Origin of the sequence: Marinobacterium rhizophilum DSM 18822 (genome assembly GCF_000378045.1) — a bacterium.
In the GTDB taxonomy this organism is placed as follows: domain Bacteria; phylum Pseudomonadota; class Gammaproteobacteria; order Pseudomonadales; family Balneatricaceae; genus Marinobacterium_A; species Marinobacterium_A rhizophilum.
This window is the reverse complement of the sequence record NZ_KB899120.1, coordinates 23,210-41,646: the sequence shown is the minus strand read 5'-3', so window position 1 is coordinate 41,646 and position 18,437 is coordinate 23,210. Positions and strand designations below refer to the sequence as shown.

Annotated in this window: 12 protein-coding genes; 9 read left to right on the top strand and 3 right to left on the bottom strand. The window is 63.7% G+C overall.

The features are described 5' to 3' along the window. A partial coding sequence (locus F451_RS28245) for a hypothetical protein (RefSeq protein ID WP_205624063.1) occupies positions 1–185 on the top strand: 185 nt, incomplete at its 5' end. A gap of 656 nt (positions 186–841) precedes the next feature. On the opposite strand, the gene F451_RS0123090 is transcribed toward F451_RS28245, so the two are convergent. Further along, positions 842–3,922, bottom strand: coding sequence for an efflux RND transporter permease subunit (locus F451_RS0123090; protein ID WP_020683795.1), 3,081 nt, complete (start codon positions 3,920–3,922; stop codon positions 842–844). After that, a complete protein-coding gene (locus tag F451_RS0123085) occupies positions 3,919–5,001 on the bottom strand; it encodes an efflux RND transporter periplasmic adaptor subunit (RefSeq protein ID WP_020683794.1) in 1,083 nt (360 codons plus the stop codon). Before F451_RS0123085 ends, F451_RS0123090 begins: the two co-directional genes overlap by 4 nt. A gap of 767 nt (positions 5,002–5,768) precedes the next feature. Here F451_RS0123085 and katG point away from each other — a divergent pair. Next, the gene (gene katG, locus F451_RS0123080; RefSeq protein ID WP_020683793.1) at positions 5,769–7,988 is read left to right on the top strand and encodes a catalase/peroxidase HPI; all 2,220 of its coding nucleotides are present in this window, start codon (positions 5,769–5,771) and stop codon (positions 7,986–7,988) included. 148 nt (positions 7,989–8,136) lie between these two features. On the opposite strand, the gene F451_RS0123075 is transcribed toward katG, so the two are convergent. After that, positions 8,137–9,588, bottom strand: coding sequence for an MFS transporter (locus tag F451_RS0123075; protein ID WP_020683792.1), 1,452 nt, complete (start codon positions 9,586–9,588; stop codon positions 8,137–8,139). Positions 9,589–9,733: 145 nt separating this feature from the next. Between F451_RS0123075 and F451_RS26365 the strand changes: the two genes are divergently transcribed. The 7 genes from F451_RS26365 (at position 9,734) to F451_RS0123040 (ending at position 18,241) form a co-directional block, all read left to right on the top strand. Next, on the top strand, positions 9,734–10,660 hold the full coding sequence (locus F451_RS26365) for a LysR family transcriptional regulator (RefSeq protein WP_040880362.1): 927 nt from the start codon (positions 9,734–9,736) through the stop codon (positions 10,658–10,660). A gap of 228 nt (positions 10,661–10,888) precedes the next feature. Then, complete coding sequence (locus F451_RS0123065; RefSeq protein ID WP_026292008.1) at positions 10,889–11,848, top strand: AAA family ATPase; 960 nt, start codon at positions 10,889–10,891, stop codon at positions 11,846–11,848. Between the two features lie 13 nt (positions 11,849–11,861). Continuing rightward, entirely contained in the window at positions 11,862–12,818 is a 957-nt protein-coding gene (locus F451_RS0123060) for a DUF58 domain-containing protein (RefSeq protein ID WP_020683789.1), read from the top strand. Further along, positions 12,815–13,345, top strand: a complete 531-nt coding sequence (locus F451_RS0123055; RefSeq protein ID WP_020683788.1) for a DUF4381 domain-containing protein — start codon at positions 12,815–12,817, stop codon at positions 13,343–13,345. Before F451_RS0123060 ends, F451_RS0123055 begins: the two co-directional genes overlap by 4 nt. After that, complete coding sequence (locus F451_RS0123050; RefSeq protein ID WP_020683787.1) at positions 13,339–14,358, top strand: vWA domain-containing protein; 1,020 nt, start codon at positions 13,339–13,341, stop codon at positions 14,356–14,358. The genes F451_RS0123055 and F451_RS0123050 overlap by 7 nt, the downstream gene beginning before the upstream one ends. Beyond that, positions 14,355–16,412 carry a VWA domain-containing protein gene (locus F451_RS0123045; protein WP_020683786.1) on the top strand — a complete coding sequence of 686 codons (2,058 nt, stop codon included), beginning with the start codon at positions 14,355–14,357 and terminating at the stop codon, positions 16,410–16,412. Before F451_RS0123050 ends, F451_RS0123045 begins: the two co-directional genes overlap by 4 nt. Then, complete coding sequence (locus tag F451_RS0123040; RefSeq protein ID WP_020683785.1) at positions 16,406–18,241, top strand: BatD family protein; 1,836 nt, start codon at positions 16,406–16,408, stop codon at positions 18,239–18,241. Before F451_RS0123045 ends, F451_RS0123040 begins: the two co-directional genes overlap by 7 nt. The last annotated feature ends 196 nt before the right edge of the window (positions 18,242–18,437 follow it).

Here is an 18,437-nt window from a genome sequence, read left to right as displayed (position 1 = left end):
CCCGCAATGCAGGCAGAGCCAGGGAGAACGGAGGAATTGAGATTGGAGGGGAGGATTCACCCAGCCTGGCTTCCGTTGCTCAGCTGACGATTTGCTTTATTGACGATCAAAACCCGGCACCGATCATCCATAGGTGCCTTAGCAGGCTGTTGAAAAGCTACCTGCGGTTGCTATCGCGGCGTTAAAAATCGGCTCACAGGCTTTGCCTGAACGCACTGTAGTGCGGCCCCGTAGGGGTGAGCGAAGCGAATAATTCGGTCATTTATAGACCATAAACTCCCTCGTTTCGCCGATTTTTGCCCGGGCGGCGCACCGCTTGCGCTAGCTGCCTCGCTAACGCTTTTCAAAAGCCTGCTCATCATGCCCAAGATCAGACACCTTGTCACCCCTGCAGGGCCGGATGAAGCACCACCGCCCCATTACCACCAATACGCCAGAACGGCTCTTGTATCCCCCTTATGAAGCCGGCGAGCACCGCGATTATGCTCCGATTAGACCCGAAGGGGCGAGACAGGGACTGTTGAGCCGCCGATTAGGGACATGGATGTCCCGCCCTTCACCTTGAAGGCAGTTCGTCCGGCGCGCAGTGGCGCCGAAGGCCGGCTGATGGGTGGCGCGCTTCCTTTGCACACTTCACCTTGTAGAAAGTCCTTGCCGCGCAACAAGGAAAGTAGGTCGCCGAGAGGCGAAATACAGCCTCTGAGAACCACGACAAATTTCCCACCTGCATCAAAGGTTCAAGGCCCATGATTCAAGAAGCGGTAGCGTCCACAGGTATCGCGCCATCCGTCATTCGTTATGGCCGCGAACTATTACCAACGCCAGCACCGAGCAGGTGCCCTCAAGCACGATCGGCGTCCCCGCCATCCGGATACTCAACCCGGTACAGCAGTGCATAAAGCACCGGTACTACTCCCAGCGTCATTGCGGTGGAGAGCAACAGGCCAGCCATAATGGCGATGGTCATCGGTTCCCACATCTCGCCGCCGCCGAGATAGAGCGGCACCAGACCCAGAATCGTCGTCGCCGTGGTCAGCAGAATGGGACGGGCGCGCTGCACCGCCGCCGAGACGATCGCCTGATGCGGCGTAACGCCGTTATCCTGCTCGATCTTGATCCGATCCAGCAGGACGATGGCGTTGTTGATGACGATCCCGGCAAGGGAGATGATGCCAAGGAAGGTCATGAAGCCGAAGAAGGAGTGGCTAAGCAACAGCCCGGCCGATACGCCGATCAGCCCCAGCGGAATGGTCAGCAGCACAATAAAGGTATGGCGCAGGGAGTTGGACTGGGCCACCAGCAAAACGAGGATGATCAACGCCGCTACGGGCAGCTTGTCGACGATCGACTGGTTCGCCTTCGCCGAGGATTCATTCTCGCCCCCCAGTTCGTAGCGTATGGCCGACCCCCAGTCCGCGCGCCTCTCCTCAAGCCAAGGTGTTAACTCGGCGAACTGTTCCGCGGCCGTCACGCCGGGTTGAAGCTGCGCGCCGACGGTGACAGTACGCACACCATTGCGCCGATAGATTCTGGCGGGCTGCCAAGCCACATCGATATCGGCGACCTGGGTCAGCGGCACGGATTTCCCGATACTCTGCACATATACAGACAGTGCTTCCACCTTGCCGATATCCTGCTCGGTGGCGGCGCGGGACCTGAGTACCACCGGAATCGAATCCTCGCCTTCGCGGTACTCGGTCAACTCGAGTCCACTCAAACCCGCCTGTAACGAGATGGCGATATCCTGGCTGGTCACACCGGCGCGCAGCGCACGCGGCTGATCGATACGGATATCCAGTTTCTTGATGCGTTGCCCCCAGTCATCGTCGATGCTGTCCAGCCCACCAATCTCGAGCATCCGCTTTTTCAGCGTGTCAACGGCGCCGGACAGCACCATCATATCCTCTCCAGACAACCTCACCTCAACCGGGTTCTCGATGGCCGGCCCGTTATCTATGCGTTTGACCTTGAGACTAAGGTCGGGGAAGTGCTCGAAGGCGTAGCGCTTAACCGCCGGCATCAGGCGATCCACCTGCTCTGGCGAGCTGACATTGACGATTATCAGTGCGTAACTCGGGTTCGCGGGTTTCGGATTGTGGGAGAGTATAAACTTGGGCCCGGCGTTACCGATGTAACTGATCCAGTTGGTGGCGCCCTCCTCGTCTGTACCGTTACCGGCAAGCCCGGCCCGTACGTAGTGCTCTATTTCAGACACCACCTGCTCGGTGCGGCCTATATCGGTTCCCGTCGGCAGCTCCATCTCCACCTTGAAATAGAGCCTGTCCGAGGGCGGAAAAAACTGGTTGGGGATATAGCTAAAACCCAACATCGCACACGCAAACAGCAGCAGCGTTGCCAATAGTGTCAGCAACCGGTGTTTGAGCATCCACAGCAGCCCCTGCCGGTATCGGCGGTACAGAGCGCTATCGAAGGTTTCGACTTTCGGGGGCACCTTCATGCAGTAGACGCAGAGCATCGGAATGATAGTCAGCGATATGACCCAGGAGCTCAACAGGGTGATTGTCACCACCTTGAATAACGATGCCGTGAACTCGCCGACGTTGGATTCGGCCAGATAGATCGGCAAAAAGGCGGCAGCCGTTGTCAGCGAGGCGGTCAACAGCGGAACCTGCAACTCCGCTGCCGAATCCACCGCCGCATCCAGTGCTCGCTTGCCCTGTTCCATCTGCACCATGATGCCTTCGGACATAACGATACCGTTGTCCACCAGCATCCCTAACGCAATGATCAGTGCCGCCAATGAGATCTGATCCAGGCCGATATCGAATAACGACATCACAATGATCGCCGCCAACATGGCCAGGGGGATCAAGCTCGAAACGATCAGCCCGGTACGCAGCCCCAGGCTGACGAGCATCACCAGCGTAACGACCGCCACCGCCTGCAGCAGGTTGATCACGAAGCCTCTGACCTTCTGATCCACCTCATCCGGCACGAAGTTGACGACATCGAATTCGATTCCATAGGGGTATGCAGGGCGCAGTTGCGCCAGCGACTCACGCACCTGCTGCCCCAGTTCAATGTTATTGCCTCCCTCGCGCATGGCAATACCGAGCGCCAGTGCCTGCGTACCACTGGAGTGAACGACCGACTGGGGTGGGTCGATATAGCCGCGGTGCAGATCGGCAATGTCCTCCAGGTAGATCAGTTGCTCACTCCCGGAGATACGCAGAATGGTTCTGCCGATATCGGCAACAGTCTCAAAATTACCGCTCGGTTCCAGCGCTATGCGCTCCCGGCCCAGCCTGATCGAACCACCGGGTATGACGATATTGCGCGCAGCCAATGCCTGCGACAGCTGGTAAGGGGAGATCCCCAGCTCGGACAGGCGCGCATTATCGAACTCGACGAAGATCCGCTCCTCCTGAGCGCCATATATCTCCACCTTCGCCGCATCGGGCAACTGTTGCAGCTTGTCCCTGACCTGTTCAGCCACCCGCTCCACTTCGGCATAACTAAAGCCCTCGCCGGTCACCGTGAGTACGATGCCGAACACATCGCCAAACTCATCGTTGACATAGGGGCCGATCACGCCGTCCGGCATATCGGCGCGCACATCATCCACCTTACGACGCAACTGATCCCAGATCGGCCGCATATCCTTGTAGCTTTCACTGATATTCACCGTAATGATCGACACGCCCGTACGCGATTCACTCTTAACAAAGTCGAGTTCGGGAATCTCCTTCACCACATCCTCCAGGCGGGCGGAGATCAGCTGCTCCACGCGCTGGGGGCTGGCACCGGGAAACTGGGTGGTAATCTGCGCCGTACGGATGATAAAGCCTGGATCATAGGCACGTGGCATCTGCAGGAAGATCTGAACTCCCGCGAACAGGATGCACAGGGTGATGACGAGCGTCAGGCGATTGTTCCTGATCGCAGCGAGCGTGATATTCAACGGCTCTCCCCCGGCAACAGGCGGACTTCCAGGCCCGGGGTCATTTTGCTCATACCGGCGATCACCAGCCGGTCACCTACGGCCAGTCCTGAAACCACCGCCAGCCCAAGACCAGTCAACTGGCCAGTTACCACCTCGCGGCGCTCGACGATGCCTTTCCCAGCCTCGGTTTCCCTGACCACAAACGCATAGCGTCCTCTGCCATCCTCGAGCACCGCCAGCGAAGGTACGTAGAGCACCTCGGCTGCCTGAAGCAGGCGCTCATCCGGTCGTGCCCGCACGGTAACCGACATCCCCGGCAGCAGGTTGTAGTCAGCGACCGACGGCAGAGACAGAGTGACCCCATAGGTATTGGTGCTTCGATCCGCCTGGGTCGAAACCTCCCTCACTGAGAGTGCAAAGCGTCGCTGCGGGATCTGGTCGAACTGTGCATAAAGCTCCGGCTCGGCTCCCCTCTGCGCTCGAATCATTACGCTTTCTGGAATATCGACATGGATACTCATTTCAGCGGTATCTTGCAGGGTGAACACCGCTTGCCGGGCCGACACCTCCTCATAGTTCTCGACATAGCGTTCGGCGATTCTGCCGGAAAAAGGCGCCCTCAACGAGGTGTATTCGATATTTTGCCGGCCAGCATCCAGCGCAGCCCTTGCAGACTCATACTGGGCTTTGAGCTTATCGAAGTCGGTACGCGCGATCAGGCCCTTGGCAACCAGCGTCTCCCCGCGCTTGAAATCAGCGCTCGCCTGATCGAACTCTGCCTGTCTGGCTTTGAATTCAATCTCGTAATCGGTCGCATCAAGCTGGGCAAGCAATTGCTCGGCTGCAACCGACTCGCCCTCTTTCACCAGGATACGCTCGAGCCTGCCGGCGACGCGAAAGCCGATATCTGCTGCTCTCGCCGCTTCAACGACACCGGCGAACTCTTTCCAGGCCCCCTCCTCAGGCAACGCCAGGGTCTGTGTTTTAACGGGGCGCAAAGGCTTCTGCTCGACAGGCTCGGCCCTCTCCTCACACCCTGATAGCGGCAATGCAACGATGATCAGAAAACAGATCGATAGTATCCCCGGCTTCGTCATGCTTCTAACACCCCGTTTAAAAGTGATGGTCCCTCTACAATCCTGACAGCCGCCGGCCAACGATTCATAACGCGCTATATCGAGAGCGCTCACCGGAGATAATGGGGGCAGGTCAGGTCTTGCCTTTTGCCTCGCGGATAATCCGGCTTACCCGCGAATAGTGCGGACCGAAGAACCCACCTATTGCGTTCATACTGTATCCGCCGCTTGCATAGGCATTAATGATAGCTTTGTTGCGCGATGACGCGACACAGACGCAGTACTCCAGGGGGTTCGCCAGCGGCCGCCGCTGTACCGATGGAGTACCGATGGGAGTGCCGATGAGATCTCAAGCAATTCGACTGCCGACCGGACCATTTCCGCCCGAACGGGACTGAGCCCGATATAGCGAATGACTTCAGGGTCACCAATCCACCGGCAAAGCCTTGATTTATCAACCTTGCTGGCAAATAGAGTCCCTCCCAAATTTGCCCGTCACCCCACAAAAACAGGCGCAAGTGCCCGGACGTGCTGCGCTCTTGCGGGAGCAGGTGTGGGGTTCACATTGGCCTGCGGCCAATGATGAAACATCCCTGTTTCATGTCTTAACCCGCCGGGTTAATAACTTCCCGATAGACAATAACTATCGATCCTTTCGGATTTTTATATTGGCAGCGGGGGAATGCGGCAGCCTATACCCTAAGTTACCGATAACAAGCACAAAGAATTGACGTAATACACTCGGTACTTGTTGTCGTTCCCACAACACAACAAAAGGGAAACGAAAAATGAAATCCAAGACGCCGAAAAAGCTGCTGACGATGGCCGTGCTCTGTGCGATAGGTGCCATGTCTTACGCGGCCGGTACCGAAACCATGCCGGACAATGACTACTGGTGGCCCAACCGCCTGAGCATCGAGCCGCTGCGCGACGCGTCCGTCTCGGCAGACCCACGGGGCCCCGGTTTCGATTACGCGCAGGCTTTTGCTGAGCTGGATGTCGAGGCACTGAAACAAGACATGAGAACGCTGATGCGAACCTCCCAGGACTGGTGGCCGGCGGACTTCGGGCACTACGGGCCCTTTTTCATTCGCCTGTCGTGGCACGCCGCCGGTACTTACCGCACGGTCGATGGCCGCGGCGGCGCCGACGGTGGTATGCAACGTTTCGCGCCCCTCAACAGCTGGCCCGATAACGCCAGCCTGGACAAGGCCCGTCGACTGCTGCAGCCGATCAAGCAGAAATACGGCAATGCCCTGTCCTGGGCCGACCTGATGGTGCTGGCCGGCACCCTGGGCATGGAAGACATGGGCTTTCCGATCATCGGTTTCGCCTTTGGCCGCGACGACGAGTGGCAACCCCAGGAGATGAACTGGGGTCCGGAAGGCAAATGGCTGACCGACCAGCGTCATAGCGGTGACCGGCAACTGGATGCCCCGTTCGGCGCGACCGAAATGGGCCTTATCTACGTCAATCCCGAAGGACCGCACGGCAATCCGGACCCGCTCGCTGCCGCAGAGGCCATTCGCCAGGCCTTTGGCCGCATGGCGATGAACGATGAGGAAACCGTAGCGCTGATTGCCGGGGGTCACACCTTCGGCAAGGCCCATGGCGCACACAAGGTGTCCGAGTGCGTGGGCGCGGAACCGGAAGCGGCCACGCTGGAGAAGCAGGGTCTGGGCTGGCGCAACAAGTGCGGTAGCGGCAAGGGCGCCGACACCGTCACCAGTGGCCTGGAAGGTGCCTGGACCATCAGCCCGGCGCACTGGACCCAGAATTACCTGCAGAACCTCTACGAGTTCGAGTGGGAGCTGACCACCAGCCCGGCGGGCGCCAAGCAGTGGGTACCCAAAGACGGCGCCGGGGCCGATACGGTGCCGGACGCCCACGACGCAGACGCGCGCCACGCGCCGATCATGCTGACTACCGACCTGGCGCTGAAAGAAGACCCGGCCTATCGCGAGATTACACAGCGCTGGCTTGAGAACCCGAACGAGTTCGAAACGGCTTTCGCCAGAGCCTGGTTCAAACTTACCCACCGCGATATGGGACCCACGTCGCGCTACCTGGGTACCTGGGCACCCGACGAACACTTTATCTGGCAGGATCCGGTGCCGGAACCCAACAGTCAGCCAATCACCGAGCAGGACATCGCCACGCTCAAAGCCACCGTGCTGGAATCGGACCTGAGCATCCCGGACCTGGTGAAAACCGCCTGGGCCTCCGCGGCGTCATTCAGGGTGACCGATATGCGCGGCGGGGCAAACGGAGCACGCATTCGCCTGGCGCCGCAGAAAGACTGGGCCGTCAACCAGCCCGAGGCACTGGCACAGGTGCTGAAGGTGCTCGAAGGCATTCAGAGCGACTTCAATAAGAACGTACCCGAAAAACAGGTCTCGCTCGCCGACCTGATCGTGCTCGGCGGTGCCGCCGCCATCGAAAAAGCCGCCGCGGACGCGGGCTACCGCATCACCGTACCGTTCCATCCCGGCCGGACCGATGCCACCCAGGAGATGACCGACGTCGACTCCTTTACCTGGCTCGAGCCCAAAGCCGATGGTTTTCGCAACTACCTGGAAGACGGTTACCCGAGACCGCCCGCCGAGGCACTGGTGGAGCGTGCAGCACTGCTCGATCTGACCGTGCCGGAAATGACCGTGCTGATCGGCGGCATGCGCGTACTGGACGCCAACGCAGACGGCAGCAAGCACGGCGTTTTCACCGATCGCCCCGGACAGCTCCATAACGACTTTTTCGTGCACTTGGTCGATATGTCGACCGAGTGGCGCAAGTCCGACAAGGTCGACGGTATTTACGAAGGCATGGACCGCGCCAGCGGCAATGTCAAATGGACCGCCACGCCGGTGGACCTGATCTTCGGCTCCAATTCCGAGCTACGCGCGATCGCGGAATACTACGCCTCGAGCGACAGCAACGAGCAGTTCGTGCAGGACTTCGTTAACGCCTGGAGCAAAGTGATGACGGCGGACCGCTTCGACCTGAACTGAATCGCACCGCAAGGGAAACGCCCTTGCTTCGATTTATGCTGAGCACCAGACCGGCGCACAACAGCAAAGGCCGCATCGGATGACGCGGCCTTTTATGTCTCAGCCTGCAACCCGCCTGACGGGTGGTCGGGACGCCCCGGTATCAAGATCACGACACCGCCAGCGCGGCGCGCCTGGCAAGCACCCGGCTGATGGCGGCGATGCCGAGGGCAACCACCATCAGCAGGCCTGCAACAGCGAAAGTCACCTGCATGCCGTCGGCGATGGCCTGCGGGTGGGCGGTGGTGATGTCGGTGGTCATCGAGGCGAATGCGAACAGCGCTCCCATGACGGCGGCACCGGTGATCAGGCCAACATTGCGCGACAGGCTCAGCAGGCCGGAGATAACGCCACGTTGGTCTGCGCCGACATCCAGCATCACCGCCGTGTTGTTGGCCGCCTGGAACAGTTGATAGCCGGGGGTCAGGATGGCAATGGCAGCCAGATAACCCGCAACGCCGAACAGTGCCGGCAGCGCGGACAGCGCAAAGGCGCCGGTCGCCATGGCGACGAGTCCGGCGATGGCCATGATGGGGGCACCCAGGCGGTCGACCAGGCGCCCGGCCGGCACACCGCTGAATGCCGAGATTATCGGACCGATCGACATGACAATGCCCACCAGCGCCTCGCTGAGCCCGAGCGATCGCGACAGGTAGAAAGGCCCGACCACCAGCGTCGCCATCATCACCGTCGCGACCAGCCCGTTCATCACCAGGCTCGCGCTCAGCAGGGCATTGCGCAATGCCGCCAGCGGAATCAGTGGGGATGCCGCCCTCGCCTGCGCCATGATAAAGAGCCCCCCGCCCAGGCCTGCTGCCAGCAACAAGGCCAGGTTGAGCCCATCGAAAGTGCCGCCGCCAACCGTTACGGCCAGCGCATAGGCGCCAAGCGTGAGGCCGAGCAGCAGCGTGCCCAACGCATCGAAGCCCGAGCGCCCGGCCTCGCCCTTGCGCCTGGAAACCGGCAGGTAGCGATACGCCAGCAGGACATTTAGGATGCCCAGCGGCACCATGATCAGAAAGATGGCGTGCCAGCCGGGCCCGGCCAGCAGGATGCCCCCCAGCGACGGTCCAAGCGCGGTGCCGATCGCCGACATGGTGCCGAGCAGGCCCATGGCGCTGCCGGTCCTTTCCTTGCTTGTGGTCTCGCGCACCAGCGCCACGGTCAGCGCCATCAGGATGGCGGCGCCCAGGCCCTGCAGCCCGCGGGCAACAATCAGCAGCCAGAGCGTGGGGGCCACACCGCACAGAAGCGAGGCCACCGTGAACAGGATAATGCCGGCCAGCAGCACCCGCCGGTGGCCCAGGATATCACCCAGGCGCCCGACACTGACGATCATGACGGTGATGGCAAGCAGGTAGGCAATGATGACCCACTGGACCTGCTGGAACGAGGCCGAGAAGGCCCCGGCCAGGGTCGGCAGGGCGATATTGGCGATGCTTATGCCCAGGGAAGCCAGCAGCATCGACAGGGCAAGGCTGCCCAGCGCCCACCTGCCGGGCGCTGTCGGCTCGCCGTTTGCCGTTGGCTCCGCGCCTGCTTCTGTCATGGCTCGCTTCATGCTGGAATCCGCCTTCTGGCTGCTGTCGACATTGAACTCCCTGTACTATATCCGTTCACTCAATATTGCGGCACACGCACGGCTTACACTTAATAAGTGCACAGAACGCCATGTCAGATTCCCCGCTGGGTGCTATGGTTGGCGGATGCAGACTCCCGATTTCAACTTGCTTGTCACCCTGGATGCGCTGCTCTCGGAAGGGAGTGTGGCGCGCGCCGCTCAACGCCTGCGGCTCAGCCCGTCGGCCATGAGCAGGGCGCTGGCACGGTTGCGCCAGGCGACGGGCGATCCGCTGCTGGTCAGGGCCGGGCGCGGCCTGGTGCCTACGCCACGGGCGCTGGAACTGCGCGAACGGGTGAGCCAACTGGTCGACGAGGTACAGGCCGTGCTGCGCCCGCAGGAAGCGCTCGATCCAGAACGGCTGGTGCGCACATTCACCCTGCGCACCGGTGAAGGCTTTGTGGAAACCTTCGGGCCGAACCTCATAGCCCGCGTCAGCGCAGAAGCACCCAAGGTGCGGCTGCGATTTGTGCCCAAACCCGACCGGGACAGCACGCCACTGCGCGATGGTACCGTGGACCTGGAAATCGGTGTTGTGGGCAGAACCATGGGGCCGGAGATCCGGACCCTGGGCCTGTTCCGGGATCGTTTCATCGGTGTCGTGCACAGGGGGCACCCGCTGAGCACCGGCAAGATCACGGCCGCCCGCTATGCGGCCGGCAGGCATATCGCCATCTCGCGGCGGGGAATCGACCGGGGGCCGGTGGATGAGGCCCTGGAATCGCTGGGACTGGAGCGCACGATCGTCACCATGGTTGGCGGCTTTTCAGCGGCGCTCGCACTGGCCCGAACCTCGGACCTGATTGCGACAGTGCCCGAAAAAACCACCGCCGCCCTGCGTGATGACATGCACAGTTTTGCGCTGCCCTTTGCACCACCGCAAGTCACCGTGTCACTGCTCTGGCACCCACGAATGCATGCGGACCCGGCGCATCGCTGGCTGCGCGGCTGCGTTCGCGAGGCATGCGCGCAGCAACTTGCGACGGCATCGACGGAGCAGGATATCAACTAAGACGGGGGAGGCGCCCAGGTAGCACTGCAATATCGCCGCACCATAACAGGCGCGCCGCCCGCTGACCTGCATCTATAAATGAACGCCCGCCAGGGAACCTACTCTCGAAATCCGGGTACTAACCGCTTGAAATTTGTCGACTTAACACCAGATAGGGCCTAGGGGCCGAAGAACAGCCGGGACTCATATACAGGCCCCATCCGCTCTCAGCAGGGAATCGCCACGACCATGACACCACTTCGCCAGTTTCAAACCCTTCAACAATGGATGCAATCCCAGATTATCGGCCAGCACAGCCTCATCGAGCGACTGCTGATCACCCTGCTGGCCGACGGCCACCTGCTGGTGGAAGGCGCGCCGGGGCTCGCCAAGACCAAGGCCATCAAGACGCTGTCACTGGCACTTCACGCCGACTTCCACCGCGTGCAGTTCACCCCCGACCTGCTGCCCGCCGATATCACCGGCAGCGACATCTACCGCCCCGAGACCCACAGTTTCGAATTTCAGCCGGGGCCGCTGTTCCATAACCTGGTGCTGGCCGACGAGATCAACCGCGCGCCGGCCAAGGTGCAGTCGGCGCTGCTGGAAGCCATGGCCGAACGGCAGATCAGTATCGGCCAGCAGAGCTATCCGCTGCCCGACCTGTTCCTGGTCATGGCGACGCAGAACCCCATCGAGCAGGAAGGCACCTACCCGCTGCCCGAAGCCCAGCTCGACCGCTTCCTGATGCAGGTCAACGTGGGCTACCCGGACCGTGAATCGGAGCTCGCGATCCTGCGCCTGGCGCGCCAGGAGGCCAGCACCGAGGTGGCAGAACCCCCGGCCCGCCTGAGTCAGGCAAGCCTGTTCGCCGCCCGCGCCGAGGTTCAGTCCCTGCACCTGGCCGAAGCGGTGGAGCGCTACATCGTCGAGCTGGTGATGGCCAGCCGCGACCCGCAACACCATGCCCCGGAGCTGGCACGCTGGATCGACTACGGCGCCAGCCCGCGCGCCACCATCGCACTGGAACGCTGCGCCCGCGCCCATGCCTGGCTGCAGGGGCACGATTACGTCAGCCCCGACGACGTGCAGGCAATCGCCCATGATGTGCTGCGCCACCGCCTGCTGCTGAGTTTCGAGGCCGAAGCCAACGGCCAGAGCAGCGACGCGGTCATCTCGCGCCTGCTGGACCAGGTACCGGTAGCCTGAGCGGAGCCGCAGCATGAATCGCCCACTCAACCCAGACGCCAGCGACCAGTTCCCGCTCGAGGGCGCCTACACCCGGCTCGACCAGTTGGTGGCGCTGCACCGCTTCGCCGCCCGCCTGAGCCTGAACGCCCGGCGCCGAAGCGGCAGCACGCTGGCCGGCGAATGGCGCACCCACCAGCGTGGCCGCGGCATCGACTTCGACCAGGTACGCGCCTACCAGTCCGGTGACGACATCCGCAGCATCGACTGGCGGGTCACCGCCCGGCGCCAGGCACCGCACACGCGGGTCTACCGCGAGGAGCGCGAACGGCCGGTGCTGCTGGCCGCCGACCTGCGCTCGCCGATGTTCTTCGGCAGCCGCCACTGCTTCAAGGCGGTGCTGGCCAGCGCCTTGATCGGCACCCTCGGCTGGATCGCCCTGGCCGGACGCGACCGCGTCGGCGGACTGGTGTTCGGCGACCAGGAGCACCGCGATGTGCGTCCGCGCCGCAGCCGCCACAGCGTGCTGGAGCTGCTGCAGCAACTGGATGCCTTCAGCCGTCGCCTGTCCACACCCTGCCCCGCCGAGGCGCCCGCGCCCCTGAGCCAGCTGCTCGACAAGCTACTGCATACCAGCCACCCCGGCACCGCCGTCTATATCGCCAGCGACTTCCACGACCTGGACGACGCCAGCGAACAGCGTCTTTACCAGCTCGCCCGCCACAGCGACCTGACCCTGTTCCTGATCAGCGATCCGCTGGAATACGAACTGCCCGACAGCGACGATCTGTGGATCGGCAACGGCCGCCAGCGTGCTGCGGTGAGGGACCTGCACCGCCCCGGCGAGCGGCTGGCACAGCGGGACCAGCGCCTGCGCGAGCTCTGCACCCGGCTGGCCATCCCGCTGCATCACCTCAGTACCGAACAGTCACCGCTGACACTGCTGCAACAACTCTATGGCCAGCGCAGCGGCGCACGGGGGCGCGCATGACCACCCCCTCCCCGCTAGGCCCTGCCACCGTACCGATGCCGGCCAGCCCGCCGTCGCTGGAACAGCTGCACGATCTGCAGCTGCCGTCCGAGGTCGGATTCTGGCCGCCGGCGCCGGGCTGGTGGCTGCTCGCCGCCCTGCTGCTGGGCGGGCTGGTCTGGGCCGGCCGCCTGCTGTGGCGGCGCCGACAGCGCAACCGCTACCGGCGCGCCGCCCTGGCGCTGCTGAGCGAATACCAGCGCCAGCTGCAACAGGACCAGGACCGGCAGCGCTACCTGACCCAGGTCGCCCAGCTGCTGCGCCGTACCGCGCTTAGCGCCTATCCGCAGCAGGCCCTGGCCGGGCTCACCGATAACGCCTGGCGCCAGTTTCTGATCGACAGCAGCGGCCTGGATGCCTTTAACAGCAGCACCGGCGACGCCTTGCTGCGCGGCCCCTACCAGGCTGCGATCGAATTCGACACCAATGCCGTTCTGCAGCTGGCTCGCGACTGGATTTTGCAGCATAAACGGAGGTGGCCATGCTGACCCTGGACTGGCCCTGGCTGCTGTTGCTGGCCCCGCTGCCCTGGCTGATCTACCGCTTCGCCCGCCCGGCACGGCGCCAGCAGGCGGCGCTGCAGGTTCCCTTTTTTGACCAGCTACAGCGCAGCGATGGCAAAGCACCCGCAGGCATTGCGCGCCACCTGCGTGCCCGCCTGGCACTGCTGAGCCTGATCTGGCTGGCGCTGCTGCTGGCTGCAGCGCGCCCGCAGTGGGTCGGCGACCCGCTGCCGGTGGCCCCCAGCGGGCGCGACCTGCTGCTGGCGGTGGATATTTCCGGCAGCATGGGCACCGAAGACATGCCGGTGGATGGCGAGCTGCTTGACCGCCTCACGGTAGTCAAGCAGGTACTGGCCCAGTTCGTCGAGAGACGCCAGGGCGATCGCCTGGGCCTGATCCTGTTCGGCACCCGCGCCTATATCCAGGTGCCGCTGACCTTTGACAGCCACGCCTTGGTGCAGCTGCTCGATGAATCGCGCATCGGCTTTGCCGGCGAAAAGACCGCCATCGGCGACGCCATTGGCCTGGCGATCAAGCGTCTGACCGACCGTGCGCAGCAGAGCCGGGTACTGATTCTGCTCACCGACGGCGCCAACACCGCAGGCCAGGTGCAACCGCTGGAAGCGGCGCAGGTGGCGGCCAAAGAAGGCATCCGCATTCACACCCTGGGGATCGGCGCCGACGAAATGCTGGTGCAAAGCCTGTTCGGCACTCGGCGGGTCAACCCGTCCGCCGACCTCGATGAAAAGCTGCTGACCCAGGTGGCCGAGACCACCGGCGGGCATTACTTCCGCGCCCGCGACCCCGAGCAGCTGGCCCAGGTGTACGCCGAGCTCGACCGGCTGGAACCGAGCGAGCAGGAACAGCAACGGGTACGCCCGCAAGAGGCACTGTTTTACTGGCCGCTGGGGCTGGCACTGATACTGTCGCTGCTGTGGGCGCTGATGCGCGTTTATGAACGGCGACCGGCCGTTGCCGTGCGGGAGGCACGCCAATGATCGACGCCTTTCACTTCCTGCGTCCGCTGTGGCTGCTACTGCTGATTCCCGCCGCCCTGCTGGGTTATCGATTGTGGCAACAGCAGGCTCAAGTCAGCGGCTGGCAGCGGCTGATCCCTGCCAGCCTGCTGCAGCCGCTGCTGGAACAGCAGCCCTGCCAGCGGCGCCGCGCCCCCGTGCTGGGCCTCGGCGCCGCCTGGCTTCTGGGTACCCTGGCGCTGGCCGGGCCCACCTGGCAACAGCTGCCGCAGCCGGTGTACCAGCCGCAAGCCGCACTGGTGGTGATCCTCGACCTGTCCCCGTCCATGCTGGCACAGGACCTCAAGCCCTCGCGCCTGATGCAGGCGCGCCTGCGCCTGATCGACCTGCTGCGGGCCCGCCACGAAGGGCTCACCGCACTGGTGGTCTACGCCGGCGATGCCCATGTCGTCAGCCCGCTGAGCCAGGACCGCCAGACCCTGCTGGCCCTGGCGCCGACCCTGTCACCGGCCATCATGCCGGTGCGCGGCAGCCAGGTGGAAGCCGCGGTGGAACGTGCGCTGGCGCTGCTCAACGAGAGCGGCCATTCGGACGGCCAGCTGCTGCTGATTACCGACGGGGTCACACCCGCGGCCGCCGATGCGGTGGCGGCGCAGTTGCAGGCCAGCGGCCAGCGGCTGTCGATCCTCGGGGTCGGTACCGCCGAGGGGGCACCGATCCCCACCGACGACGGCAGCTTTGCCCGCGACCGCGCAGGAAACATGATCCTGGCCAGGCTCGACGCTCAAGCGCTGATCCGCCTGGCCCGCGACAGTGGCGGCATCTACCGGGCGCTGAGTGCCAGCGGCGACGAACTCGATGACTTCCGAGCCCAGTTTGCCGAGGCGCGCATCGATAACGTCCTGGCCGAGCAGCCGCCGCTGGGGCAGTCGTTCGCCCAGTGGCACGAGGCCGGCCCCTGGCTGGTACTGCTTCTGCTGCCGGTGGCCGCCCTCGCCTTTCGCCGCGGCTGGCTGCTGAGCCTGCTGCTGGTCAGCCTGATCACCCCGGGTATCGCGCCCCGACCGGCGAACGCCGCCGAAAACATCACCCAAAGTACCGCCGAAAGCACCACCGCAACGGACAGCACCACATCCACCGCGCCGGCGGCAGACGCGAGTATTGCCGGGCTATCCGGCAATCTGTGGCGCAACCTTTGGCAGACGCCTAATCAGCAGGGGGCTGCTCACTACAAGGCGCAGCAGTTCGAACAGGCCGCCGGCCAGTTCCGCGACCCCGCCTGGCGAGGCAGCGCCCGCTACCGCAGTGGCGATTTCAGCGGCGCCAGCGAGAGCTTTCGCGAAGCCATTGCGCAGCAGGACAACGCCCGCAATCACTACAACCTCGGCAACGCCCTGGCCAAGGGCGGTCAGCTCAAGGAGGCGCTGGACGCCTATGATCAGGCCCTGCAGCGCGACCCGCAGCTGGCCGATGCCAGGGCCAACCGCGACCTGGTGGCGCAGCTGCTGAAACAGCAGCAACAGCAACAGCAACAGCAACAGAAGAACTCCCAATCCGGCCAGGGCAATTCCCAGGATAAGCGCCAGGACCAGAACCAGGACCCAAAAGAGAACCCGAACGGCACTCAGCAGCAGGACGCCAATCCGTCGCAAGGCGCCAATCCCTCACAAGGCAAAAGGCCACAGCAGGCTGACAGTCAGCCGCAGGACGGGGACCGAAATTCGGCCCCGGGATCGCCCTCAGACTCAGCAGCCAACAAGCCGCACCCGGCAAACAAGGCACCGTCCAAAGCGGACCCGAACAGCGCCGATCAGCCCGACGAGGCAACCACCGTCAGCGATGCCGACAAGGATGCCGGTAGGGATGAAAAGCAGCCGCCGGACGACGGCCAGAACGCGCTGGCGGCGAACGGCGATCCGTCACCGGAGCGATCACAGCAGCTCGAACGCTGGCTGCGTCAGCTGCCGGATGATCCCGGCGGGCTGCTGCGGCGCAAGTTTGAATACGAATATCAGCAGAAGCTGGAGGCCTATCGCCAGGGCCGCTGGACACCACCCGAGGAAACCCGATGGTAAGCATCACCCCGCTGTCACGGACCGCACTCCTGACCCTGTTATTCGGCCTGCTGCTGGCGCTGAACAGCGCCCTGCTGCGCGCCGATACGCTGAGCGCCAGCGTTGACCGCACCCAGCTGGCGCTGGATGAAACCCTGACCCTGAGCCTGCGCTTCGATTCCCGCGACACCCGCGCCGAACCCGATATCAGTGCCGTGGAGCCGTTCTTCGACGTGCTGGGTCGCAGCCAGAGTCGCCAGCTGCGCTCCATCAACGGCGAGACCAGCGCCTTTACCCAGTGGCAGTACAGCCTGGCGCCCAAGCAAAAGGGCCTGATCCAAATCCCGGCCTTTGAACTGCAAGGGGCACGCAGCGAGCCACTGCAGGTGCGAGTGACCGCGCCCCAGGTCAGCGCCAACGCCAAGGGCGGTGACTACTTCCTGGAGCGTGACCTACAGCCCCAGACCCTGTATCCGGGCCAGCAACTGCGGGTACGGGTGCGGCTCAATACCGCGGTCGCCTTGTCGGAACTGCAGATCACCCCGCTGACCGTCGACGGCGCCCGGCTGGTCGAGCTGGAGGATCGCCAGTACCAGCGTACCCTCAACGGCCGCCCCTACCTGGTGTACGAGAAGAACTATGCCCTGTTTGCCCGGCAACCGGGCGCCCTGCAGCTGCCGGCCCAGATGCTCACGACGGTCAAGGGCGGATCGCGCTCGGTGTTCGACCTCAACCGCGGCCAGGCGGTGCGGCTGCGCACCGAGGCGCAACAGATCGAGGTCAAGGCGCCACCAGCCAACGCCGGCGATGACTGGCTGCCCGCCGACAGCCTCAAGCTCAAGCAGTGGCTCGAAAGCGGCACGACCAGCGTCTATGCCGGTGAACCGGTCACCCTCAACCTGCGCCTGGAAACCGAAGGCGCCGATCCGGCGCGGCTGCCGGGCCTGACGCCACCAGCGCTCGATGGCGTGCGGGTGTACCCGGAGCCGGTCTACGATCAACAGCAGGCCGGCGCCGATGGCCTGCATATCAGCCGCAGCCAGCGCGTTGGCCTGGTCCCCACCCAGCCCGGCACCCTGACCCTGCCGGCAAGCCGGGTACGCTGGTGGAACAGCCAAAGCGGCGAGTTCAGCGAAGCCACCAGCGAGCCGATCACCCTCACCGTCCTGCCGCCGCGCCAGGGCAGCCAGCCGGCGCCCACCGCCCAGACTCCTGCTACCGCACCAGTACAGGCACCGGCTGTCACAACCGCGACCACAACTGCCGCCGTGACTGACGCTGAAACAGCAGCGGCAGCCCCCACGGCCAGCACGCAGAACAATGCGGACCTGTCCCCCGGGCTGCTGTCCCCTTGGCTGCTATGGAGCAACCTGGCCTGGGCCGGGCTCTGCGGCCTGCTGGCCCTGGGCTGGTGGCGCGCCCGCCAGCGCCCACGCCCGCCAAAGTTGCCCGCCGCCGAAAGGCACGACACACCCAACCGGCAGATCGCCGAACGCCAGGTACAGCAAGCCTGCCGGCAGGGGAATCCTGCCCAGATCCGCCGAGCGATCCTCGACTGGGCCGACGCCTGCCGGCTCACCGGCACCCAGCCACCGAGCCTGGCGCGCATCGCCGCGCTGGGCGATGCCGCCCTGCAGGCTGAACTTGCCGCGCTGGACCGCGCGCTTTTCGCACCCGAAGCGGCGTTAAAAGCCGCGCCTACGGTCAAGTCGAACACGCCGCCCGACGCCGGGTTACAGGACAGACCCGCGGTCAATGCCGAGCGGTTGTTAACCAGCTTAAAGGCGCTCGAGAGCTGTGCTGGTCGAGCACAACCCTCCCCACCGCTGGCCGAGCTCTATCCGCACTAGCGGGTAACGCCCGTCCGGGCCCGCATTAACCGGGGCATGCCAGGCGTGCTTTACGGTTTGGCTGCGCCTTCACCCGGTGCTGATTTGCGAATTTTTAGCCTTCGCTTGAGCGTTTTGGCTTAAAAGATACTTTGTCATACAACATGCTAGCGCTATCATGTGAAACCGCAGCTAGGCCCAGCCCCGGTTCTGCACT

Coding starts and splice junctions, on each gene's coding strand:
- F451_RS0123085 (WP_020683794.1), bottom strand. CDS start 5,001: ATGACGAAGCCGGGGATACTATCGATCTGTTTTCTGATCATCGTTGCA.
- katG (WP_020683793.1), top strand. CDS start 5,769: ATGAAATCCAAGACGCCGAAAAAGCTGCTGACGATGGCCGTGCTCTGT.
- F451_RS0123075 (WP_020683792.1), bottom strand. CDS start 9,588: ATGAAGCGAGCCATGACAGAAGCAGGCGCGGAGCCAACGGCAAACGGC.
- F451_RS26365 (WP_040880362.1), top strand. CDS start 9,734: ATGCAGACTCCCGATTTCAACTTGCTTGTCACCCTGGATGCGCTGCTC.
- F451_RS0123065 (WP_026292008.1), top strand. CDS start 10,889: ATGACACCACTTCGCCAGTTTCAAACCCTTCAACAATGGATGCAATCC.
- F451_RS0123060 (WP_020683789.1), top strand. CDS start 11,862: ATGAATCGCCCACTCAACCCAGACGCCAGCGACCAGTTCCCGCTCGAG.
- F451_RS0123055 (WP_020683788.1), top strand. CDS start 12,815: ATGACCACCCCCTCCCCGCTAGGCCCTGCCACCGTACCGATGCCGGCC.
- F451_RS0123050 (WP_020683787.1), top strand. CDS start 13,339: ATGCTGACCCTGGACTGGCCCTGGCTGCTGTTGCTGGCCCCGCTGCCC.
- F451_RS0123045 (WP_020683786.1), top strand. CDS start 14,355: ATGATCGACGCCTTTCACTTCCTGCGTCCGCTGTGGCTGCTACTGCTG.
- F451_RS0123040 (WP_020683785.1), top strand. CDS start 16,406: ATGGTAAGCATCACCCCGCTGTCACGGACCGCACTCCTGACCCTGTTA.